Consider the following 21,183-nt stretch of genomic DNA (forward strand, 5'->3'; position numbering starts at 1 on the left):
CGCCCGAGTTGCGTGAGGTGACGACGACGACCCGGGGGACTGCCCGCATGAACGCTCGCAAGATCGCGCTCGCCGGCGAGTCCATCCTGGTCGCGATCCTGCTCGCCGTCATGGGGGTGGTCGCCGCGTGCCAGCACACCGGCGGGCCGGTCCTGCCCGCCTCGTCGGCCCCGCTCGGCCCGGTCATCACCGAGCCGGAGGTCGACGGCCAGCTGCTCAGCGGTGCGGACGTGCACATGGAGACCAGCCCCATGCAGGACGTCGACGCCGGCAGCGAGCACGTCTGCACCGACTGGGAGATCTGGACGGCCAAGCCGCACGAGCGGGTATGGTTCGCCGCCTGCATCGGCGGCGTGCAGAAGACGCACACCCACTTCGGTGACGGCGTCTTCGAGAACGCCTTCGCGCAGCGCCGCGACCTGCCCGGGGACCGCGATTACGAGCTGCGGGTGCGGCACAAGGACAGCAGCGGCAACCCGGCCACGGAGTGGAGCCCGTACACCTCGCGGCCGTTCCGGACCGACAAGGAGCGCAAGCCGCTGCCCGGCGCGCCGCAGTGGGTGGTGGCCCAGCCCGGGTACAAGGTCGAGGAGGTGGCGAGCGGGTTCGAGCTGCCGGTGAACCTCGCCATGGTGCCCTCGCACGCGATCGCGCCGGACAAGCCGATGTTCTACGTCACCGAGCTGTACGGCACGATCAAGGTGGTGCGCGGCGACCTGAAGGTCGGGGTGTACGCCAAGAACCTGCTCAACTGGGATCCGTATGCCGACTTCCCCGGCACCGGGGAGATCGGCCTGACCGGTGTCGTGGTCGACCCGACCAGCGGGGACGTCTTCGCCAGCATGCTGTACCAGGCCGGGGCGGAGTTCTTCCCCAAGGTGGTGCGCATCCACAGCGAGGACGGCGGCCTGACCGGCAAGACGGTCACCACCGTCGTGGACCTGAAGGACGATCCGCTGGTCGCCTCGCACCAGATCTCGAACCTGACCATCGGGCCGGACGGCAAGTTGTACATCCACATCGGTGACGGGTTCGTCCCGACCAGCGCCCGGGATCTCACCGACTCCCGGGGCAAGGTGCTGCGGGTGAATCTGGACGGCACCGCCCCGGAGGACAACCCGTACTACGACCCGGCCGACAAGAGCAAGGTCAAGGACCTGGTCTGGGCGTCGGGGTTCCGCAACCCGTTCGGCGGGGCGTGGCGGGCCGCGGACGGCCAGCACTACTCGGTGGAGAACGGCTCGACCAACAACGACCGGCTGGCCCGGGTCGTGAAGGGCGCCGACTACGGCTGGAACTCCAACACCTCCAGTCTGAAGAAGAAGGCGCTCTACAACTGGGCGCCGACGCACGCACCGGTGGGCATCACCTTCATCCAGAAGGAGGGCAACCAGACGGCGGGTTTCCCGGCGGACAAGCTCGGCAAGGCGTTCGTGTCGGAGAGCGGCCCTACCTACGGCACCGGCCCGCAGGTGCGGGGCAAGCGCATCGTCGAGTTCGGCTTCGCCGCGGATGGCTCGGTCTCCAAGCCGAAGACCCTGGTCGAGTACAACGGGTACGGCAAGACGACGGTCGCCGGGATCGCGGCCGGCCCGGACGGGCTCTACTTCTCCGGGTTGTACCCCGACCAGGGCTACAACCCGATCCTGCCCACCGCGAAGATCTACCGCGTGCGGTACGCCCCGCAGGCGGCCGGGGCCAAGCCCAAGCCGGTGGCGGCGAAGGAGTCCTGCACCGACGGCGACATGCAGGTGATCGCCCGCGCGTCGAAGACCGATGTGAAGGCCGGCACCCCGATCACCTTCACCCTGGTGATCAAGAACCTGTCGAAGCACAGCTGCAACCGTGACATCGGCGCCGACGCGCAGGAGCTGTTCCTGATGCACGGCACGGACAAGGTCTGGTCCTCGGACCACTGCGGCGCGCCCAAGGGCAAGCAGGTCAGCGCCCTGGCCGCGGGCCGGGAGATGGTGTTCACCGTGCCCTGGAACGGCAAGTCCAGCAGCTCCTGTGCCAAGGACCAGGTGCGGGTGCCGACCGGCCCGGTGCCGGCGGCGGGCTCCTACCAGCTGTTCGCCCGCGTCGGCACCGACCGCAGCGTCCCCGTCAAGGTGAAACTCAACTGACGCGGTAGGAAACCTTCAATCTTCCCTAAAATTCGGTAGGCATCTTTCATTGACCTATAGATAGTCGTTATAGTGCGCCGACGCATCCCCTCCACCCCTTATGCGAGGTGCTCATGCTCGGTAACCCCGTGCGCCGCCGTACCCTGCTGGCGGCCGCGGCCGGAATCGCGGCCGCCCCGTTCGCCGCCGGCCCGGCCTTCGCCGCCAACCCCAAGGTCTACCTCGACCCCGGTCACGGCGGCACCGACCCCGGCGCGGTCGCCAACGGACTGCAGGAGAAGGCGCTCACCCTCAACATCGCGCTGCAGATCCGCAACATCCTGCAGGCAAACTACGCGGTCGACATCCGCATGTCGCGCACCACCGACGCGACCGTCAGCCTCGCCCAGCGCACCAGCGACGCCAACGCGTGGGGCGCGACCATCTTCGTCAGCGTCCACATCAACTCCGGCGGCGGCACCGGCTTCGAGAGCTACCGCTACCCGACCGCCGACGCGGCCACCGTCAACCTGCACAACGCCCTGCACTCGCGGGCGCTGTCGAGCATGCGCACCGTCGGCTCGGTCACCGACCGCGGCCTGAAGACGGCGAACTTCCACGTGCTGCGCGAGTCGAACATGCCCGCCGTGCTCACCGAGAACCTGTTCATCGACACGCTCGCCGACGCCAACCTGCTCAAGCGGGCCGACTTCCTCACCGCCGACGCGCAGGGCCACGCCGCCGGCATCGCGGCGTACCTGGGCCTGACGGCCCCGCCGCCGAGCTTCAGCACCATCGTGGACAACACCACCGCGGGCCGGTTCACGGCCAGCGCCAACTGGGGCACCTCGACGTTCTCCGGCCAGAAGCACGGCGCCGACTACCGCTTCGCGAACCCGGTGCTGGCCAGCGACGCCGCCTGGTTCAAGGTGAACATCCCGGCCACGGCCAACTACCGGGTCGACGTCTGGCACGCCGCCGACCCCGGCTACAGCAGCTCCGCGCCGCACATCGTGGTCACCTCGGGCGGCAACCAGACCGTCAACCTCGACCAGCGCACCGGTGGCGGCGGCTGGCGCTCGCTGGGCACGTTCAACCTCGCCGCGGGCGACCGCAACCTGGTCGGCGTGAGCCGCTGGACCAGCGCGACCGGCTACGTCATCGCCGACGCCGTACGCGTCACCCGCGTGTAGCGGTGCTCGAAGCTCCGTCCATGCTGTTGGATCGGTGTGGACGGAGCTTCGGGGACGCGGGGGGCGGCGATGGGCGGAACAAGGAACCTCACCGGGGAAGGTCTGACGTTCCTGACCGAGCGCGGGCTGGCCACGTTCACCACGCTGCGGCCCGACGGCAGCCCGCACGTGACCCCGGTCGGCTTCACCTACGACCCGGCGACCGGCCTGGCCCGGGTCATCTGCGACGGGGCCAGCCGCAAGGCGGCCAACGCGCGCCGTAACCCGGCCGTGGCGCTGTGCCAGTTCGAAGGCCGGTACTGGCTGACCCTGCAGGGCGAGGCGACGGTCACCGCCGACCCGGACCGGGTCGCCGACGCCGTCGCCCGCTACACCGCCCGCTACCGCGAGCCCCGCGTCAATCCGAACCGGGTCGCGATCGAGATCACGGTGACCCGCCTGCTCGGGGACTCCACGCTGCTGGCTTGAGCGCCGGTCAGCTCAGGCGGCACTCCAGCCAGACGACCTTGCCGGTGCGGCCGGGCACCACGCCCCAGCGGGCCGACAGGCCATCGATGAGGCCCAGTCCCACGCCGCCGTCGACGCCCGCCGGACGCTGCTCCGGCGGCTGCGGGCTGCGGTCGGTCACCTCGATGCGCAGCCCCTCGCCGATGCGCGCCAGCCGGATCGCCACCGCCCCGCCGCCGTGCAGCACCGCATTGCTGACCAGCTCGGAGGCGAGGATGAGGGCGTCGCCGGACGGGTCGCGCAGGTTCCACGCGCCCAGCTGCGTGCTGACGAAGTGCCGGGCGAGGATGCCGCTGGCCCGGCCGCCCGGAAGCCGGATGGACGCGGCCGTCACCCCGTGGCCCCGCTTGCCTGATTCCATGATCCGCCTCCTCGTCCTCGGTGGGGATTCGGAACGGGGCGGCATCCGGATGGGTGGATCCCGGGTGCCGGTGGGGGCCCGTCAACGGCACGGTACGCCGGTAGAGTCGGCGGCGTGCCGGACCGTCGCGCCTCCCCCCGCCTGCTCGCCCTCGCCCTGGTGCTGAGCGTCGCCGCGTGCTCCTCGCCGACGACCGCCCCGCCACCCGTGTTCGCCCAGCCCAGTGGCACCGCCGCAGCCTCGGGCGCGCCGTCGGCGACCCCGTCGGCGAGCGCGGTGGCGAGCCCGTCCGCGTCGCCGGTCGTGCGGGCCGCGCCGAAGAACGCGCTCGCGGTGGGGGTACGCACGCTGAAGTTCACCCGCGGCGACCGCCCGCTGCCGACGACCGTCTGGTATCCGGCGACGGGCAAGGCCGGCGGCTCACCCCGCAAGGACGCCCAGGCCGCCGCCGGGCGGTTCCCGGTGGTGCTGTTCAGCCACGGCCTGCACGGGCTGCCCGCGTACTACCAGCAGATCACCACCCGGCTGGCCGCCGCGGGCTTCGTGGTGGCCGCCCCGGCGTACCCGTTCACCAATCACGACGCGAACCCGTTCAAGCAGACCGACATGGCCAACCAGCCCGCCGACGGGTCCGCGGTGCTGACGTCGCTGCTGAAGCTCGACGGCAAGGCCGGGGACCGGCTCGCCGGGCACCTCGACGGGGCGCACATCGGCGTCGCGGGCCACTCCGCGGGCGGGTTCACCTCGGCGGGCATGCTCGCCAACAGCCGCGACACCCGCGTCGACGCGGCGATCGTGATCTCGGGCGGCTCGATGGGCGCGTTCCGCGGCTCGCGTACCCCCGTGCTGTTCGTGCACGGTGACGCCGACGGCGTGGTCGGCTACAAGCTCGGGCGGGACGCGTACAACGCGACGTCCTGGCCGCGAGCCTTCCTGACGCTGCTCGGCGGCGACCACGGCACGTTCCTCGGACCCGGCAAGACGGGCTTCGACCAGACCATCAAGACGATGACCGACTTCCTGCGCTGGGCGCTGTGGGGCGACGCCGCCGCCAAGGGCCGACTGTCCGCCGACGGCACCCGCGCGGGCGTGGCCAAGTTCGAGGCGAAACTGTGAACCCGCTGCACCCCGGGCAATGCCGCGTCTACTGGGCCGATCCGGCCGACGAGCAGCCCTGGCACCAGCGGCTGCTGAGCGAGGGCGAGCGGGCGCGGCGCGAGGCGCTGCGCAGGCCCGAGGACCGCGCCCGGCAGACCGTGGCCGCGGCGCTGCTGCGCCTGCTGACCGGCCGCCACCTCGGGCAGAAAGCCGCGGCGGTACGCGTGGAGCGCTCGTGCACCACCTGTGCCGTCCCGCACGGGCGGCCCACCGTTGCCGGGGGACCGGAGGTGTCGGTGTCGCACTCGGGCGACCGGATCGCCGTCGTGCTGAGCCTGGCCGGGCCGGTCGGCGTCGACGTGGAGCAGGCCCAGCCGCAGCGCGACATCCTCGGCGTGGCCCGGCTGGCGCTCTCCGAGACCGAGCTGGCCGCGTCAGCCCCGCTCGACCAGGACGGCTTCTACACGTACTGGACGCGCAAGGAGTCGGTGCTCAAGGCCACCGGCGACGGCCTGCGGGTGGCCATGACCAAGATCGAGGTGTCGACTCCGGGGCAGGCCCCGCGCCTGCACCGCTTCGACGGGCGGCCCGACGTGGTCGAGGTCGCCCGCATGTTCACCCTGGCGCCGGGCGCGGGCTACCAGGGGGCGCTGACGGTGCTCGGCACGCCGTCGGCGGTCACCGAGCACGACGCGTCCGAGCTGCTACGTCACCAGGGCGAGGGCTTGTAGTCCTTCAGGAAGCAGCCGAACAGGTCCTCGCCCAGCTCGCCGCGCACGATCGGGTCGTACACCCGGGCCGCGCCGTCGACCAGGTCCAGCGGGGCGTGGAAACCCGCGTCCGCCAGGCGGATCTTGGTCGGGTGCGGGCGCTCGTCGGTGATCCAGCCGGTGTCCACCGCGGTCATCAGGATGCCGTCGTCGAGCATCTCCCCGGCGCTGGTGCGGGTCAGCATGTTCAGCGCGGCCTTGGCCATGTTCGTGTGCGGGTGGCCCGGCCCCTTGTACTTGCGGCTGAACTGCCCCTCCATCGCCGACACGTTCACCACGTACTTGCGCCGCGCCGGTGACGCGGCCATCGCCGCACGCAGCCGGGCGACCAGCACGAACGGGGCGGTGACGTTGCACAGCTGCACTTCGAGCAGCTCGATCGGGTCGACCTCCTGCACCACCTGCACCCAGCTGTTGCTGGGGTCGAGGTCGGGCACCAGGCCGCCCGCGTCGATCGCGGAGCCGTCGGCGATCCGGGCCAGGCTCGCCCCGCCCGTGGTCAGCGCCAGCGAGGTCACCAGCTCCGGGCTCAGCTGCTGGTGCGGCATCGCCTGGATGGCCGCCGCGGCCGGGCTCGACCCGGTGTAGTGACCGAAGCTGATCAGCTCCGGCAGCGGGCCGTCCGGCAGCGGGGCCGACTCGGCCGCCAGCAGCTGCGCGTACGCCTGCGGAGACCGGCGCACCGTCTGCGCCGCGTTGTTGATCAGGATGTCCAGCGGGCCCTGCGCCGCGACGGAGTCGGCCAGTGCCACGACCTGGGCCGGGTCGCGCAGGTCGATGCCGACGACGCGCAGCCGGTGCAGCCACTCGGCGCTGTCCGGCATCGCCTGGAAGCGGCGCACCGCGTCCGACGGGAACCGGGTGGTGATGGTGGTGTGCGCGCCGTCGCGGAGCAGCCGCAGCGCGATGTACATGCCGATCTTGGCGCGGCCGCCGGTCAGCAGCGCACGGCGGCCGGTCAGGTCGGTGCGGGCGTCGCGGCGGGCATGGTTCAGCTCCGCGCACGGCGGGCACAGCTGGTGGTAGAACGCGTCCACCTGCGTGTACCGGTCCTTGCAGGTGTAGCAGGCCCGCGGCTGGCGCAGGTGGCCGGCGATGTCGCCCTTGGTGGGGGAGGTCAGGCCGAAGACGCCCGCGGTCTCGTCGTCGATGCGGCCCGGGGCGCCGGTGGCCGTCGCCGCGGTCACCGCCTCGTCGGCGGCGAGGATCTCCTCGCGCTTGTCCCGGCGGCGCTGCTGCTTGACGGTCTTGAACAGCCGTCCCACCGCGCGGCGCACCGCGACCGCGTCCGGGTGCTCGGTCGGCAGGTCCTCGACCTGGGCCAGCACGTTCAGGCACACCTCAAGGTGCGCAGCGTCGATCCCGGTGCGCTCCTGCTCGCTGATCGTCATCTCGGTGCCCGTTCCGTGCTCGCCCGCTACCTCGCCCGGAAACTGTACGCAAGCACGAGCACGATGGCCGAACCAGCCACCGAACGCGCCCCGCGACTGTCGTCCATCTCACCCGCCGCGCTTTGCATAGACGTTGGCCTATCTAGATGAAGTCGATCGCGAAAAAGTCATCCAGATAGGCCAACGTCTATGCGAAAACGGTGTGCGGCGGGAGCCTCAGACGGGGGCGATGGTGTCGCCGGTGGTGGGGTCGGTGACGAGGATGGCTTCGACGGGGCAGCAGTCGGCGGCGTCGCTGACCGATTCATCCGGGTCGACGAGGTCACGCAGGGGCGTGGACTTCTTGTCGACGAGCGCGAAGTAGTCGGGCGCGGTGCCCGCGCACAGGCCCGAGCCGATGCAGCGGTCCCGGTCGACGGCGACCTTCCACTGCCCGCTCACCAGCGCACCGGCAGTTCCTGCAGACCTCGCACCAGCATGCCCTTCTTCCAGGGGAGTTCGGATTCGGCGACGGCGAGTTCGAGGTTCGGGAAGCGGGTGATCAGGGCGTGCAGCGCGACCTGCAGCTCCATCCGGGCCAGCTGCGCGCCGACGCAGTGGTGCGGGCCGTGCCCGAAGCCGAGGTGCGGGTTGCTCTCGCGGTGGAAGTCCAGCTCGTCGGGGTGGTCGAAGACCTTGTCGTCGCGGTTGGCGGACGCCAGCGCGCCGAGCACCGGCTCGCCGGCGCGGACCAGCACGTCGCCGACCATGATGTCCTCGGTGGCGTAGCGGGCGAACGCGGCGGCGGTGCCCAGCGGCACGTACCGCATCAGCTCGTCGACGGCGGCGGGGATCAGCGACGGATCGGCGCGTAGCTCGGCGAGCCGGTCGGGGTTGGTGAGCAGCACGTACACGAAGTTGGGCAGCTGGGTCACGGTGGTCTCGTGCCCGGCGGCGAGCAGGCCGGCCGACAGCTGCACGAGTTCGGCCTCGGTGAGCCGGTCCTCGTCCTCGTCACGGGCCTTGACCATGGCGCCGAGCAGGTCGTCGGTCTCCTGGACGCGGCGCTGGGCGATCAGGCCGGCGATGTAGGCGTGCAGGTTGCCGAGGTACTCCATGATCTGCTGCGGGGTTAGCGAGGTGGTCGAGATGATCGCCTCGGACCACAGCTGAAACCGGTCGCGGTCGGCGAAGGGCACGCCGAGCAGCTCGCAGATGACGGTGACGGGCAGCGGCGTGGCGAAGTGCTCGACCAGGTCGGCGGGGGAGCCGTGCCGCTCCATGTCGTCGAGCAGCTGGTTCGCGATCTCCTGGGTGCGCGGGCGCAGGGTCTCGACCCGGCGGGCGGTGAACGCCTTCGCGATGAGTTTGCGCAGTCGGGTGTGCTCGGGCGGGTCCATCGCGAGCATCCCGGACTCGCCCTGGTGCGGGTGGGTGCGCGGCTCGTCGCGGCCGACGCTGGCGGCGCGGCTGAACCGGGCGTCGCCGAGGATCAGGCGGACGTCGTCGTAGCGCGTGGCGAGCCAGGCCTCCTCGCCGTACGGCAGGCGGACCCGGGTCAGTGGTTCGGTGCGGCGTAGCTGCTCGTAGAGCGGGTTCAGGTTGAGCCGGTCGGGGTCACCGAACGGGTAGGTGCGGGCCTCCATGACTTCACTGCCGGTCGACATCGTCGCTCCCTCGTGTGCGTACGAATTCAACTCTATGGATGGTAATGTGGGTCCGTTCGGAAGTCGATGCCCATTCTAGGAAATAGCCGGATATTCGAGACAGTTCCGGCGACAGTGGCTTGACTGAAGGCGTGACCACCTACCGCCGGCGCCGGGCCTCGTCGGTGGCACTGCTCGCCGTCCTGCTGGGCGTCGCCGCGTTGCCCCCGCCCACGCACACACCCGCGCCCACTCCTGCGCCCAGCCCGTCGCTCGCGGCCGGGCCGGTCGCCCAGCAGCCGCCCCTGCTCGACCAGGCCAAGGTGGATAACGCGGTGGCTCAGCTGGACGGTTTGGTGCAGGCCGCGATGAAGCAGACCGGGGTGCCCGGAGTGGCCGTCGGCGTCGTCTACGGGGACAAGGTCGTGTTCGCCAAGGGGTACGGCGTGCGCAAGGTCGGCGCGCCCGGCGCGGTCGCGCCCGACACGGTGTTCCAGCTCGCCTCACTGTCCAAGCCGCTGGCGTCGACCGTCGTCGCGGGCGTGGTCGGCGGCGGCAAGGTGGCCTGGAACGACCCGGTGGTCAAGCACGACCCGGCGTTCGCGCTGAAGGACCCGTGGGTGACCCGCAACGCGACCGTGGCCGACCTGTTCTCGCACCGCAGCGGCCTGCCCGACCATGCCGGGGACCTGCTGGAGGACCTCGGCTTCGACCGCGCCTACATCCTGTCGCGGCTGCGGCTGGAGCCGCTCGCGCCGTTCCGGGCCAGCTACTTCTACACCAACTTCGGGCTGACGGCGGCGGCGCTGGCCGTGGCGAAGGCGGCCGGGCGCAGCTGGGAGCAACTGTCGGCGCAGACGCTCTACCAGCCGCTGGGCATGACGGACACCAGCTCGGAGTTCGCCGACTTCGAGAAGAACCCGGACCGGGCCGTCGGGCACGTCAAGGTCGGCGACGCCTGGCAGGCGAAGTACGTGCGCGATCCGCAGGCGCAGAGCCCGGCGGGCGGGGTCAGCTCGACCGTCGACGACATGGTCAAGTGGATGCGGCTGCAGCTCGGCGGCGGCAGGTACGAGGGGAAGCAGCTCATCGACGCGATGGCGTTGCAGGAGACGCACCTGCCGCACAACGTCGCCGCACCGCCGCGCGCCCCTGACGGCCCGGTCGGCTTCTACGGGCTGGGCTTCAACGTCGACTACGACGAGTTCGGGCGGCTGCGGCTCGGCCACTCCGGGGCGTTCGACCTGGGTGCGGCCACCAACGTGACGATGCTGCCCGGCGAGGGGCTCGGCATCGTGGTGCTGACCAACGCGCAGCCGATCGGTGTGGCCGAGGCCGTCGCGTACAACTTCATGGACATCGCGTCCTACGGCCGGCAGAAGACCGACTGGCTGCCGTTCATGCTCGGCGTGCTGCAGAAGATGGAGAGCGCGGACACGTCGAAGACCGACTACGCGAAGCCGCCCGCGAACCCGGCCGCCGCCAAGCCGGTCTCGGCGTATACGGGCACGTACGCCAACGAGTACTACGGTCCGCTGACCGTCACCGCGCAGGGCGACAAGCTGACCATGACGCTCGGCCCGAAGAAGCAGGCGTTCCCGCTCACGCACTACGACGCGGACACCTTCAGCTACCAGACCACCGGCGAGAACGCGGTCGGCCTGGACGGGGCCACCTTCACGGTCGACGGGGCGGGCCCGGCCGCGCAAGTGCGCGTCGCTCACCTGGACGCCGACGGCTGGGGCACTTTCACCCGTAGCTGACCTCTGTCACCGCGGGCCCGCCGTGGTCATGCGGCGCGGCGGACCGCCTCGACGATCGTCTCGCGCAGCTGCTCCATCGGGTCGCCGTCGCCGACAGCGAGGGCGTTCTTCGTCGCGGCCACGGTGAGCCCGAGTTCGGGCAGTGCCCCGGCCAGGCTGCCGCCGAGGCCGCCCACGCCGATCATCGGCCCGTCCACCGCGTAGCCCAGCGTCCAGGTCACCGGCATGCCGAAGGTCCACTCCGGACCCCGGGTGGCCGGTCTGCTCGCCTCGCGCAGCCGCGCCGCGGAGATCAGGCGGACCCCGTCCACCTCGCCGAGCAGCGCCGCGTACATCCGGGCCGCCGCGCGGGCGCTCATCGTGCCCACGGCGGGCACGTCCGCGCGCAGGAAGGCGCGGTCGTTGCCCAGGTCCGCGTCGGGCCGCGCGCCGTGCGGCACCGCCCGGTCGAAGTTGGGCAGCTGCGCGCTGAGCTGCTTGAGCGCGTCCGACCAGCTCCGGTCGTCGAGCACGGCGAGCCCGTCAAGATCCTCAGCGGGTACGCCGAGCAGCAGTTCACCGGGCACGCCCAGCGGCGCGGCGACGTCGGCGGCCAGCACCTGCGACACGGTGCGGCCGGTCGCCCGGCGTACCGTCTCGCCGACCAGCCAGCCGTACGTCCACACGTGGTAGCCGTGCGCCGTGCCCGGCTCCCACAGCGGCGTCGCGTCGGCCAGGATCGCGCACATGCGGTCCCAGTCGGCGAGGTCGGCGGCGGTCACGTCGGGCGGCAGTGCGGGCAGGCCCGCGGTGTGCGTGAGCACGTGCCGCAGCGTCACGCCGTCCTTGCCGTGCCGGGCGAACTCCGGCCACACCTCGGCGATACGCAGGTCGTAGTCGAGCCGGCCCTGCTCGGCCAGCACGTGCACCACGGTCGAGGTGAGCGCCTTGCCGGTGGAGAAGCTGAAGAACGGCGTGCCCGGCGTGACCGGCCGTCCCGTCGCCGGATCGGCGAGCCCGGCCACCACGTCGACGATCGGCACGCCGTGGCGGTACGCGGCGACCTGTACGCCGGTCTCCTGCCCGGAGTCGACGAGCTCGTCGACGCGCTGCTGCACGTGCTGCTGGAGGTGGTGCCAGGTCATGGTGCGGGGGTGTCCTCTCGGGCGGGGGCCGCGGTGGGCCAGTGTGCGAGCAGCACGTGCAGCGCCTCGACGGCCCGCCGCCAGGACTGCTCGACGTCGCGGGGGTGGCCGAAGCCGCCGGTGGCCTCCAGGCTCACGAACCCGTGGAACGTGCTGCGCAGCAGGCGCACCGCGTCGGTGAGGTCGGGTTCGGACAGTCCGTAGCCGCGCAGCATGCCGTAGGTCAGCTCGTAGGTGCGCCGGAACGCGGCCGGGTCGGCGGTGACGAGCTCGGGCGGCACCGGGAGCTGGGTGGCCGTGTACCGGCCGGGGTGGGCCATGGCGTAGGCCCGGTAGGCGTCCGCGAACGCGATCAGCGCGTCGCGGCCGGCGCGGCCCGCCACGGCCGCGCCGATCGCGTCGATCAGCTCGCCGCCCGCCAGCAGGGCGATGCGGTGCCGCAGGTCCTGCAGGTTGCGGACATGGGAGTAGAGGCTCGCGTCCTTGACCCCGAACGCGCGCGCCAGCGCGGAGATCGTGACGTGGTCGAGCCCGACGGTGTCCGCCAGGTCGGCCGCCGCCAGCGTCAGCCGCTGCGCCGAAAGCCCTGCCCGTGCCATGGACCTAACGGTACTAGGTAACAGCCTAGGACGGCTAGGGATTATGGCTCAGTCCACGTACGGCCGGACCAGGCCCGGCTCGGGCAGGTACGGCTCCCAGTAGACGATCTGCCAAGCGGCCTGCAGCGCGTCCTCGCACGGGTAGGTGTGCCCGCAGCGGTCGCAGATGCCCTGCACCTGCATGTGGTGCTCGCTCCAGCGCTGGCGGCCCTCGGCGACCATGGTCAGGGCGCGGCTCTGGATCGCCGTCCGCCCGACATAGGTCGTGCCGTGGGCCGTACGCCGGACATCGCTAGAGGATCTGGGTCGTGGCTTAGGCCTTGACATAAACCTTCTCCTACCGTCACCCGGCCTAACGCGATACGACACGCAAAGGTGCCGAGCTGTCGTAAACCCGTTGCCCCGACGGGTGCCCTGCGATGGACTGGCCGAGTGAGATCGTTCGAGGAACTGCTGGCAGAGGGCGCGAGCGCGCCCGTCGACGGGTGGGATTTCGGCTGGTTCGCCGGGCGCGCCACCGAACAGCGCCCCGCCTGGGGGTACGCGCGCCTGCTGGCCGAGCGCGTCGGCACCGCCACCGCCGTGCTCGACGTGCAGACCGGCGGCGGCGAGGTGTACGCCGAGGTGCTGACCAGGGCCGTGCGCCGACCGGCGACCGCCGCCGCGACGGAGTCCTGGGCGCCGAACCTCGCGCTGGCCCGCAGCAACCTGACCCCGCTGGGCGTCACCGTCGCCGAAGCCGCCGACGGGGCCGCACTGCCCTTCCCCGACGCGTCATTCGACCTGGTGGCCAGCCGCCATCCGACGGTCACCGACTGGGCCGAGACGGCCCGCGTGCTCGCCCCCGGCGGGGTCTACCTGTCCCAGCAGATCGGCGCGGGGTCGATGCGGGAGCTGAGCGAGTTCTTCCTCGGCCCGGTCGACCCGGGCACGGGCCGGCTGCCGGATACCCTGGCCGACGGCGCGCAGGCCGCCGGGCTCACGGTCACGGACCTGCGGCCGCAGGCGCTGCGCACGGAGTTCTACGACGTCGCCGCGGTGATCGTGTTCCTGCGCAAGGTGATCTGGACGGTGCCGGGCTTCGATGTGGAGAAATACCACGACCGCCTGGTCGCCATGGACGCCCGCATCCGCGCCGACGGCCCGTTCGTCGCCCACTCCCAGCGCTTCCTCCTCGCCGCCCGCCGCCCCTGACCGTCCCCGTCGGCTGTCCGAGACCGCTGTCTTCGGGCAGAACCTCTGGCCATGCCCCACATTTCGACCCGAACCGGCGTTCTTCAGAGCGCCGGTGGGGGCGCAGAGATCAGGGGCGGGGGTAGCGGATGAGAAGGGTGGCGTGGACGGGGTGGGGGCCGACGGCTTCGTAGAGGTGGGGGACGTCGGAGTGCCAGGAGATGTGGTCGCCGGGGTGGGCGGTGAGCGGTGCGTCGGTGGGGCCGGCGCGGAGCACGCCGTCGAACACGGTGATGTGTTCGGTGACCCCGGGGTGGTGTGCGGGTGAGGACTGGACGGCGCCGGGTGGGACGACCATGCGGTACAGCTCGTAGGTGACCTTCTCGTCGTCGAAGACCTGCAGGAGGGTGGCCTCGACGGCGGTGCCGCGGACCACGCCCGCCAGCTGCCCGGACAGCAGTGCGGTGATCGGCACGCCGAGCGCGGCGGTCACCGACCACAGCGTGTCCAGGGTCGGGTTGCGGGTGCCGTTCTCGAGGCCCGACAGCGTCGCCTTGCCCACGTTCGCCCGGCGGGCCAGCTCGGACAGCGAGATCCCGGCCGCCTCCCGCAGTTGGCGCAGCCGCGGCCCGACGCCTTCGGCGCCGGGCTCCAGGGCCGGAGGCGGGCTGCTGCGGGCGGTTGCCGGACGCGCGCTCATGGGGCTATCGTGCACCACGAGCCACCGTTCCGTTTGCGGAACGATGGCTTCGCAGACAGCTCCACTCCCCGCCGGACGCAACCCGCCCGTTTCCATAGACGCTGGCCTATCTGGTCTAAAAAGATGAGATCAAACTCAGCGTGATAGGCCAACGTCTATGAAAAACGGGTGCGCCCGAGCGGCGGTGCGTCGGCGGCGGATGGTGGGGCGTGGTCGAGGGCTGGGGAGGCGTGGGCGTGGGCGTGGGTAGGGGAGTGTTGCAGCCGGTGGTGGCCGGGGTGGTCACGGCGGTGGTCGGGTTCGCGAGCACGTTCGCGGTGGTGCTGGCGGGGTTGCGGGCGGTGGGGGCGGATTCGCGCCAGGCCGCGTCGGGCCTGCTGGCGGTATGCGTGGCCGCCGGCGCGACGGCGATCGTGCTGGGCCTGCGCCACCGCATCCCGATCAGCATCGCCTGGTCCACGCCGGGCGCGGCGCTGCTGGCGGCGACCGGCGCGGTCGACGGCGGCTTCGCCGCGGCCGTGGGCGCGTTCGCGGTCACCGGGGCGCTGATCGTCGCGGCGGGGCTGTTCCCGGCCCTGGGGCGGGCGATCGCGGCGATCCCGCGCCCGATCGCGGCGGCGATGCTGGCGGGCGTGCTGCTCGACCTGTGCATCGCCCCCGTGCGCGCGCTGGTCGACGTGCCGCTGCTCGCCGCGCCGATAGTGCTGGTCTGGCTGGTGCTGAACCGCTTCGCGCGGGCCTGGGCGGTGCCCGCCGCGCTGGTCACGGCCGTACTGGTGATCGCGCTGGACTCACCGGCCGCGCTGCGCGGAGCCGCCGCCGCGCCGGAGGTCGTGCTCACCGCGCCGACGTTCACCTGGCAGGCGCTGGTCAGCTTGGCGGTGCCGCTGTTCCTGGTCACCATGGCGTCGCAGAACGTGCCGGGCATGGCCGTGCTGCAGGGGTACGGCTACACCCCGCCGCTGCGCGGCGTGCTGCTCGGCACCGGCGCGGCCACGGCGCTCGCCGCGCCGTTCGGCTCGCATGCGGTGAACCTGGCCGCCATCACCGCCGCGCTGGCGGCGGGCCCCGACGCGCATCCCGATCCGCGGCGGCGCTGGATCGCCTCGGTGACCGCGGGCGTCGGCATGATCACGTTGGGTCTGGGCGCGAGCGCGGCGACGGCCTTCGTGCTCAGCTCGCCGCCGCTGCTGATCGAGGCGGTCGCGGGTCTGGCCCTGCTCGGCGCACTCGGCGCGGCGATCGCCTCGGCGACGGCCGAGGCGCAGGGGCGCGAGGCGGCGGTGGTGACCTTCGTGGTGACCGCGTCCGGGGTGGCGCTGCTCGGGGTCGGGGCGGCGTTCTGGGGGCTGCTGGCCGGCGGCCTCATGATGCTGCTGCGGCCCCGTTCAGGAACGACTCCACCGTCGCCGCGAACGTCGACGGATCGTCCACCCACGGAAAGTGACCCGACGCCGGCTGCACCGACAGCCGTGCCGAGCTGAGCCGCTCGACCAGCGCGCGTACGGCGTGGCGGGTGGGCCAGATGTCGTGCTCGCCGACCACGAACAGGGTGGGCACGGCGAGCCCGGCCAGCCGGTCCGGCAGCGCCGGGTCGGGCTCGTACCCGGCGTAGAAGCCGTCGGTGGCGGGCTTGGCGAACTCGGCCGGCTCGGCGGCGGCCTGCGCCTTCGCCGCGTCGTTCCACTGGCCGTACATCAGTGGGGCGGACAGCCGGCGCAGCTGCTCCAGTTCCGCGTCGTCGGCGGCTTCGGCGGTCAGCGCGGCGGCGGCCTCGTCGAGCCACGGCTCGTGCGATCGTTCGGCCAGCACGTGGGCCAAGTCCAGATCGGACGGCAGGCCGAGCACGCGCAGCGATGGGTCGACGATGACCAGGCGGCGCAGCCGTTGCGGGTGGGTGTCGGCGTACAGGAAGCAGACCCCGCCGCTGGCCGAGTGGCCGAGCAGGTCCATGGCGGCAAGGCCCAGGTGGGCGCGCAGCGCCTCGACGTCGTCGGCGATGCGGTCGACCCGGTAGGTGGCCGGGTCGGCGGGGACGGCGGAGTCGCCGGTGCCGCGGTTGTCGAGGAGGATCAGCGTCCGGGTGGCGGACAGCCCGCCCAGCTCACCGAGATACCGCACGGCCTGTCCCGGCCCGCCGGGCACACACACCAGCGGCGGCCCGTCCCCGACGACCCGATAGCTGAGCTCCGTCCCATCCCACGACCGAAAGCTGGGCACCCACCCCATTCTGCCAGGCTCCTCTCGGCGCAACCCGTAAAGAGTCGCGCCCGTCGAAGCGCGCAGAAGGCGCGACTCTATAAGAGTTGCGGCGGGGCGGGGAGGGGAGGGGAGGGTGGGCCGGTCAGGCGCGGTTGCGGCGGAGGCGGGCGTAGGCGAAGGCGGCGGCGGCTGTCCACAGGGTGGCGTGGGCGATCAGGGTCAGGGCGGTGCGGGTGGTGCCGCCGGAGGTGGTGAGGCGGGTGGCCGCCATCAGCGGGGGGACCAGCCATGGGGCGGGCGAGCCCTGCAGGCCGAGCACGATCGCGAGGACCGAGCCGGTGACCAGGACCGCCGCGCCCATGCCCGCGGTGCGGGTGACCGCGCGGCTGGACAGCGCGCCCAGGGCCACGGCCGGTCCCAGCGCCAGCAGGTGCACGGCGAGTCCGATCAGGATGCTGACGGCGTCGCCCTTCACGCCGCTCGCGTCGCCTTTGACACCGCCGAACACCCACGGCACGGCCAGCGCGACGGCGATGGTGCCGAGCCCGGCCGTGGCGGCGGCCAGCAGGCCGGCCGCGATCTCGCGGGCGGCGGAGCCGAGGGTCACCCGGGCCAGTCGGCGTTGCACGTCCGGCTCGACGTCCAGCAGGATCTTCGTCTGCCAGGCCAGCACGGGGAAGGCGACCAGCGCGGAGACGCCGTACGCCTCCACGGTCTCGGCCTGGCCGCCGCCGTAGAGGATCGACAGCACCGCGAGCGCGGCGATCAGGGGCGCAACCGCCCGGCCGGTGCGGACGAAGCCGTGCAGCCGCATCCTGGTCAACGCGATCACGAGCCGACCTCCTCGCGTACCCGCAGCACGTGGTGGCCCTGCTCGCGCAGCCGCGCGACGGCGCCGGCCAGGTCCGCGGCGTCGACCGCGACCTCGACGACGCAGCGCTGCCCGGTCTCGGGGGCAGCCGTGGTCAGCGTGCCGTCGGCGACGGTCCAGGTGGCTGCGCCGGGCAGCCGCACGGTCTCCCCGCGGTGGTCGCTGACCAGCACCGAGCCGCCGCGCGCGGCGACCTCCAGCACGATCTCGGGGACCAGGTCGCGGGTGGCGGCGTCCAGGCCCTCCCATGGCTCGTCCAGGATCAGCAGGTCCGGTGGGGCGAGCATGGCCTGCGCCAGGCCGACCTTCTGCGCGGTGCCCTTGGACAGTTCGGGCAGCTTGACGTCGCGGAACCCGCCGAGGCCGAGCCGGTGCACCCACTCGTCGACCGCGCGCGTGGCGGCAGCGGAGCCGAGCCCGCGCATCGCGGCCATGGCCCGCAGGTAGCCGGTGACGCTGTGGGGCTGGTCGGCGGGGAAGCGTTCCGGGACCCAGCCGACGACGGCGGGCCGGTCGTTCACCCGGCCCCGGGTCGGGCGCAGCACCCCGGCGATGAGCTGGAGCAATGTGGACTTGCCGGCGCCGTTGCGGCCGAGGACGACCACGATGCCGCCGGGATCCACCCGGGCCGTGACGCCCTGCAGGACCCACGGGCCGCCGCGGCGGTAGCGCAGCCACACGTCGTCGAGATGCACCGGGCGATTGTGCCACCGGCGATGCCGTGCCGCCTATGTGTGATCTTGGCAGTGCCCCCTGCCGGTGGCCGGTGGGGACATAGGATGGTGGTTTCGTGCATGATCGTCGGATTCCGCGGTGTGGCGGGCTCGGCGGCCGACAGCAGGGGGCTTTCCATGGATCTCGGGGTGCACCTCGTCAGCTTCACGTTCCCCGGCGGGACGGCGGCGATCGGCCCGACCCTGGCCGCGGCCGGGCGGGCGGCCGAGGACGCCGGCGTGGCCAACCTGTCGGTGATGGACCACTACCTGCAGATGGACGGCATGGACCTGGGCGGCCCGCGGCAGCCCATGCTGGAGGGTTACACCACGCTGGGCTTCCTGGCCGCCAACACCAGCACCGTCACGCTCCAGCTGCTGGTCACCGGCGTGACCTACCGGCACCCGGGGCTGCTCGCGAAGATCGTGACGACGCTGGACGTGCTGTCCGGCGGCCGGGCGGTGCTCGGCATCGGCGCGGCCTGGTACGACCGCGAGCACGCCGCCTACGGGGTGCCGTTCCCGCCGGTCGCCGAGCGGTTCGAGCGGCTGGAGGAGACGCTGCGGATCGTCCGCCAGATGTGGAGCGACGACGACGGCCCCTTCGCCGGGCGGCACTACCAGCTGGCAGAGACGGTCAACTCGCCGCAGGCGCTGTCCGCGCCCCACCCGCCCATCATGATCGGCGGCGGGGGCGAGAAGAAGACGCTGCGCCTGGTCGCCAAGTACGCCGACGCCTGCAACCTGTTCGCCGGGCCGGACAGCGCGCCCGGGGAGATCGCGGCGAAGCTCGACGTGCTCAAGGGGCACTGCGACCGCGAGGGCACCGACTACGACCGCATCCGCAAGACGATCGCCTGGTCGGCCCCGGTCACCCCGGACGCGGCCGGCGGGGCGGCCCTCGCCGCGTCGCTGGAGCCGTACGCGGAGCTGGGCGTGACGCAGGTGCATCTGATGCCGTACACGGCCGAGCCGGTGGCCTTCCTGAACGGCCTCGGCGAGCACGTGGTGGGCCGCGTCAAGCGGCTGTGAGCCCCAGCAGCGGCGGGACCTGCGCCATCGCGGTGACCACGTGCTCGGCCCCGGCGGCGCGCAGCGTGTCCGCCGGGGCCAGCGCGGCGTAGCCGAAAACGGTCATGCCCGCGGCCCGGCCGCCGCGCACCCCGAACGGGCTGTCCTCGATCAGCGCGCAGTCCGCCGGGTCCACCCCGATGCGGTCGGCGGCCAGCAGGAACAGGTCGGGTTCGGGCTTGCCGCGGGCCACCATTGACGCGCTGTAGCAGTGCGCGCCGAAGTATCCGGCCAGCCCGGTCACCCGCAGCCGGAACGCGATCTCGTGCGGCGTGCCGCTGGACGCCACGCACACCGGCACCGCGGCGTCGCGCAGCAGGTCGAGCAGCTCGAGTACGCCGTCGACGGCTTTGAGGCCGTCGCGCTGGCGGGCCAGCACCTCGCGCTCGTACGCCGCGGGCAGGTCGAAGCCGACGGGGCGGCCCAGCTCGCGCTCGACGTCGGCGACGCACTCGGCCGTGGCGCGGCCCATGTAGCGCTCGATGCTCTGCGCCAGGGTGGTGGGCAGGCCCGCCCGGGTGACCATCTCCGCGAAGACCGCGTTGTTGATGATCTCCGAGTCCACCAGGACGCCGTCGCAGTCGAACACCACCGCTTTGATCACCCGTACAGGCTGCCACGAAGGGGTGTGTGGCTGCTCCGTGGGTGTGACCGCGGTGTCACTAAATGGACAAATCGGATGTAGTGCCTTCGGCGCCGGGTGGATCATTCGCGGCAACGATCGAGCACGCGGAGGTATGCCATGTCCCGTCAGCTGAGCCGCAGATCCGTGATCGCCGCCGGGCTGGGACTGGCCACGGTGCCGCTGCTGCCCGCGGGCCGGTCGGCGGCCGCCGACCCGCCGCTGCGGGTGGGCGTGCTCGTCGCACGCACCGGCGGCCTCGTCGACTACGGCCGCCAGCAGCTGCTGGGCGTGCAGCGGCGCGCCGACGGGCTCAACGGCGGGGCCGGGCACGGCGGCGCCCATCCCGCCGCGCAACTGGAACTGCTGCTCCAGGACGTCGGCGACACCCCCGCCACCGCCCGGGAGGCCGTCTCCCGGCTGCTCGACCGGGGCGTGCACGCACTGGTCGGGCCGCCCGCCGGCTGGCTCGACGACGCCGTCGCCGGCACCGCGCAGGCCGCCTGCACCCCGCTCGTGCTCCCGTCCACCGGCCCGACACCGACCTCGCCGTACGCGTTCCGCAGCGCGCCCACCGACACGCAGGTGCACCGGACGCTGCTCGCCGCGATGACGGCGGCCGGGCAGCGCGCCGCCGGGGTGCTGCGCCTCGACGCGCGGGACAACCCGGTGCTGCGCGAGGCGCTCGCGGCCGAGGCGGCCGGGCAGGGCGCGCGCATCGTGTCCACCGAGACGGTGCCGCTCGACGGCACGGCCCTCGCGGACAAGGTGAAGGCCCTGCTCGCGGCGACCCCGGAGGCGCTGCTGCTGGACCTGCCCGCACCCCTGGCCGCCGCTGCCGCCGCCGCTGCCAAGACCGCCGGCTGGACCGGCCCGGTGCTGTCCACGCCGGACGCCGCGCAGGCGACGTTCCACCAGCTCGCGGGGGAGGCCGCGGCGGGCGTACGGGCGGTGAGCCCGTGGCTGCCGGTGGCCGCCGAAGCCCCGGAGGCGCTGCCGAACTGGTCGAGCGTGCGCCGGTTCGCGGCCGAGCTGGGCACCGCGCCGGCCCCGTCCGCCGGGTACGCCGCCGACGCGGTCACCCTTCTGCACCAGGCGTTCCTTGGCCACCGCGACAAGATGGCCGCCCGCGACCAGCTCGAACGCGCCTGCTGCGTCGGCGTCACCGGCGTGTTCAACCTGACCGCCGACGACCACGCGGGCCTCGCCCCCGACGCCCTGACCGTGCTCACCTCCCGCGCCGGGGCCTGGACGACGCTGCCACCGGCGCCGTGACCGGCCGACCGCTGTCGACG

Annotated in this window: 22 protein-coding genes; 10 read left to right on the plus strand and 12 right to left on the minus strand. The window is 72.7% G+C overall.

Annotated features, from left to right (window positions below; genetic code table 11):
* Window positions 1–47: 47 nt before the first annotated feature.
* From F6W97_RS16115 to F6W97_RS16130, 3 genes are all read left to right on the plus strand, one after another.
* Complete coding sequence (locus F6W97_RS16115) at window positions 48–2,126, plus strand: PQQ-dependent sugar dehydrogenase (RefSeq protein WP_155371158.1); 2,079 nt, start codon at window positions 48–50, stop codon at window positions 2,124–2,126.
* Window positions 2,127–2,239: 113 nt separating this feature from the next.
* On the plus strand, window positions 2,240–3,298 hold the full coding sequence (locus F6W97_RS40730) for an N-acetylmuramoyl-L-alanine amidase (protein WP_230686719.1): 1,059 nt from the start codon (window positions 2,240–2,242) through the stop codon (window positions 3,296–3,298).
* Window positions 3,299–3,367: 69 nt separating this feature from the next.
* Window positions 3,368–3,766 carry a PPOX class F420-dependent oxidoreductase gene (locus F6W97_RS16130; protein ID WP_155371159.1) on the plus strand — a complete coding sequence of 133 codons (399 nt, stop codon included), beginning with the start codon at window positions 3,368–3,370 and terminating at the stop codon, window positions 3,764–3,766.
* Between the two features lie 7 nt (window positions 3,767–3,773).
* On the opposite strand, the gene F6W97_RS16135 is transcribed toward F6W97_RS16130, so the two are convergent.
* Complete coding sequence (locus F6W97_RS16135) at window positions 3,774–4,166, minus strand: ATP-binding protein (protein ID WP_155371160.1); 393 nt, start codon at window positions 4,164–4,166, stop codon at window positions 3,774–3,776.
* Between the two features lie 114 nt (window positions 4,167–4,280).
* Between F6W97_RS16135 and F6W97_RS16140 the strand changes: the two genes are divergently transcribed.
* Together F6W97_RS16140 and F6W97_RS16145 are read left to right on the plus strand one after the other, a co-directional pair.
* On the plus strand, window positions 4,281–5,282 hold the full coding sequence (locus F6W97_RS16140) for an alpha/beta hydrolase family protein (protein WP_230686720.1): 1,002 nt from the start codon (window positions 4,281–4,283) through the stop codon (window positions 5,280–5,282).
* Window positions 5,279–5,995 carry a 4'-phosphopantetheinyl transferase family protein gene (locus F6W97_RS16145; protein ID WP_196279180.1) on the plus strand — a complete coding sequence of 239 codons (717 nt, stop codon included), beginning with the start codon at window positions 5,279–5,281 and terminating at the stop codon, window positions 5,993–5,995. The genes F6W97_RS16140 and F6W97_RS16145 overlap by 4 nt, the downstream gene beginning before the upstream one ends.
* Here F6W97_RS16145 and F6W97_RS16150 read toward each other — a convergent pair.
* The 3 genes from F6W97_RS16150 to F6W97_RS16160 all read right to left on the minus strand — a co-directional run bounded on the left by F6W97_RS16150 (window position 5,974) and on the right by F6W97_RS16160 (window position 9,071).
* The gene (locus F6W97_RS16150) at window positions 5,974–7,425 is read right to left on the minus strand and encodes an SDR family oxidoreductase (RefSeq protein ID WP_155371162.1); all 1,452 of its coding nucleotides are present in this window, start codon (window positions 7,423–7,425) and stop codon (window positions 5,974–5,976) included. The two genes, F6W97_RS16145 and F6W97_RS16150, sit on opposite strands and share 22 nt — an antisense overlap.
* Window positions 7,426–7,641: 216 nt before the next feature.
* On the minus strand, window positions 7,642–7,866 hold the full coding sequence (locus F6W97_RS16155) for a ferredoxin (protein ID WP_155371163.1): 225 nt from the start codon (window positions 7,864–7,866) through the stop codon (window positions 7,642–7,644).
* Window positions 7,863–9,071, minus strand: a complete 1,209-nt coding sequence (locus F6W97_RS16160; RefSeq protein WP_155371164.1) for a cytochrome P450 — start codon at window positions 9,069–9,071, stop codon at window positions 7,863–7,865. Before F6W97_RS16160 ends, F6W97_RS16155 begins: the two co-directional genes overlap by 4 nt.
* 131 nt (window positions 9,072–9,202) lie before the next feature.
* Here F6W97_RS16160 and F6W97_RS16165 point away from each other — a divergent pair, with 131 nt between their 5' ends.
* Window positions 9,203–10,813 carry a serine hydrolase gene (locus tag F6W97_RS16165; RefSeq protein ID WP_230686721.1) on the plus strand — a complete coding sequence of 537 codons (1,611 nt, stop codon included), beginning with the start codon at window positions 9,203–9,205 and terminating at the stop codon, window positions 10,811–10,813.
* A 26-nt stretch (window positions 10,814–10,839) separates the two neighbouring features.
* On the opposite strand, the gene F6W97_RS16170 is transcribed toward F6W97_RS16165, so the two are convergent.
* The 3 genes from F6W97_RS16170 to F6W97_RS16180 are packed head-to-tail and all read right to left on the minus strand — an operon-like array spanning window position 10,840 to window position 12,758.
* Window positions 10,840–11,937 carry a serine hydrolase domain-containing protein gene (locus F6W97_RS16170; protein ID WP_155371166.1) on the minus strand — a complete coding sequence of 366 codons (1,098 nt, stop codon included), beginning with the start codon at window positions 11,935–11,937 and terminating at the stop codon, window positions 10,840–10,842.
* Window positions 11,934–12,536 (minus strand): TetR/AcrR family transcriptional regulator, encoded by a 603-nt coding sequence (locus tag F6W97_RS16175; protein WP_155371167.1) that lies wholly within the window; start codon window positions 12,534–12,536, stop codon window positions 11,934–11,936. Before F6W97_RS16175 ends, F6W97_RS16170 begins: the two co-directional genes overlap by 4 nt.
* 48 nt (window positions 12,537–12,584) lie before the next feature.
* Window positions 12,585–12,758: a hypothetical protein gene (locus F6W97_RS16180; RefSeq protein WP_155371168.1), complete on the minus strand. Its 174-nt coding sequence runs from the start codon at window positions 12,756–12,758 to the stop codon at window positions 12,585–12,587.
* A 210-nt stretch (window positions 12,759–12,968) separates the two neighbouring features.
* Between F6W97_RS16180 and F6W97_RS16185 the strand changes: the two genes are divergently transcribed.
* Window positions 12,969–13,730: a class I SAM-dependent methyltransferase gene (locus F6W97_RS16185; protein ID WP_155371169.1), complete on the plus strand. Its 762-nt coding sequence runs from the start codon at window positions 12,969–12,971 to the stop codon at window positions 13,728–13,730.
* Between the two features lie 109 nt (window positions 13,731–13,839).
* On the opposite strand, the gene F6W97_RS16190 is transcribed toward F6W97_RS16185, so the two are convergent.
* Window positions 13,840–14,409, minus strand: a complete 570-nt coding sequence (locus F6W97_RS16190; protein ID WP_155371170.1) for a helix-turn-helix domain-containing protein — start codon at window positions 14,407–14,409, stop codon at window positions 13,840–13,842.
* Window positions 14,410–14,645: 236 nt separating this feature from the next.
* Between F6W97_RS16190 and F6W97_RS16195 the strand changes: the two genes are divergently transcribed.
* Complete coding sequence (locus tag F6W97_RS16195) at window positions 14,646–15,893, plus strand: benzoate/H(+) symporter BenE family transporter (RefSeq protein ID WP_230686722.1); 1,248 nt, start codon at window positions 14,646–14,648, stop codon at window positions 15,891–15,893.
* On the opposite strand, the gene F6W97_RS16200 is transcribed toward F6W97_RS16195, so the two are convergent.
* The 3 genes from F6W97_RS16200 to F6W97_RS16210 form a co-directional block, all read right to left on the minus strand.
* A complete protein-coding gene (locus tag F6W97_RS16200; RefSeq protein WP_230686723.1) occupies window positions 15,775–16,629 on the minus strand; it encodes an alpha/beta fold hydrolase in 855 nt (284 codons plus the stop codon). The two genes, F6W97_RS16195 and F6W97_RS16200, sit on opposite strands and share 119 nt — an antisense overlap.
* Window positions 16,630–16,753: 124 nt before the next feature.
* Window positions 16,754–17,443 (minus strand): hypothetical protein, encoded by a 690-nt coding sequence (locus F6W97_RS16205; RefSeq protein WP_155371172.1) that lies wholly within the window; start codon window positions 17,441–17,443, stop codon window positions 16,754–16,756.
* Complete coding sequence (locus tag F6W97_RS16210; RefSeq protein WP_155371173.1) at window positions 17,440–18,177, minus strand: ATP-binding cassette domain-containing protein; 738 nt, start codon at window positions 18,175–18,177, stop codon at window positions 17,440–17,442. The genes F6W97_RS16205 and F6W97_RS16210 overlap by 4 nt, the downstream gene beginning before the upstream one ends.
* A gap of 99 nt (window positions 18,178–18,276) precedes the next feature.
* On the opposite strand from F6W97_RS16210, the gene F6W97_RS16215 reads away from it, so the two are divergent.
* Window positions 18,277–19,227, plus strand: coding sequence for an LLM class F420-dependent oxidoreductase (locus tag F6W97_RS16215; RefSeq protein WP_407924581.1), 951 nt, complete (start codon window positions 18,277–18,279; stop codon window positions 19,225–19,227).
* On the opposite strand, the gene F6W97_RS16220 is transcribed toward F6W97_RS16215, so the two are convergent.
* Window positions 19,214–19,870, minus strand: a complete 657-nt coding sequence (locus F6W97_RS16220; RefSeq protein WP_230686724.1) for an HAD family hydrolase — start codon at window positions 19,868–19,870, stop codon at window positions 19,214–19,216. The two genes, F6W97_RS16215 and F6W97_RS16220, sit on opposite strands and share 14 nt — an antisense overlap.
* A 138-nt stretch (window positions 19,871–20,008) precedes the next feature.
* Here F6W97_RS16220 and F6W97_RS16225 point away from each other — a divergent pair, with 138 nt between their 5' ends.
* Window positions 20,009–21,163 (plus strand): ABC transporter substrate-binding protein, encoded by a 1,155-nt coding sequence (locus F6W97_RS16225; RefSeq protein WP_155371175.1) that lies wholly within the window; start codon window positions 20,009–20,011, stop codon window positions 21,161–21,163.
* The last annotated feature ends 20 nt before the right edge of the window (window positions 21,164–21,183 follow it).

It is taken from the genome of Catellatospora vulcania (genome assembly GCF_009720385.1).
Taxonomy (GTDB): Bacteria; Actinomycetota; Actinomycetes; order Mycobacteriales; family Micromonosporaceae; genus Catellatospora; species Catellatospora vulcania.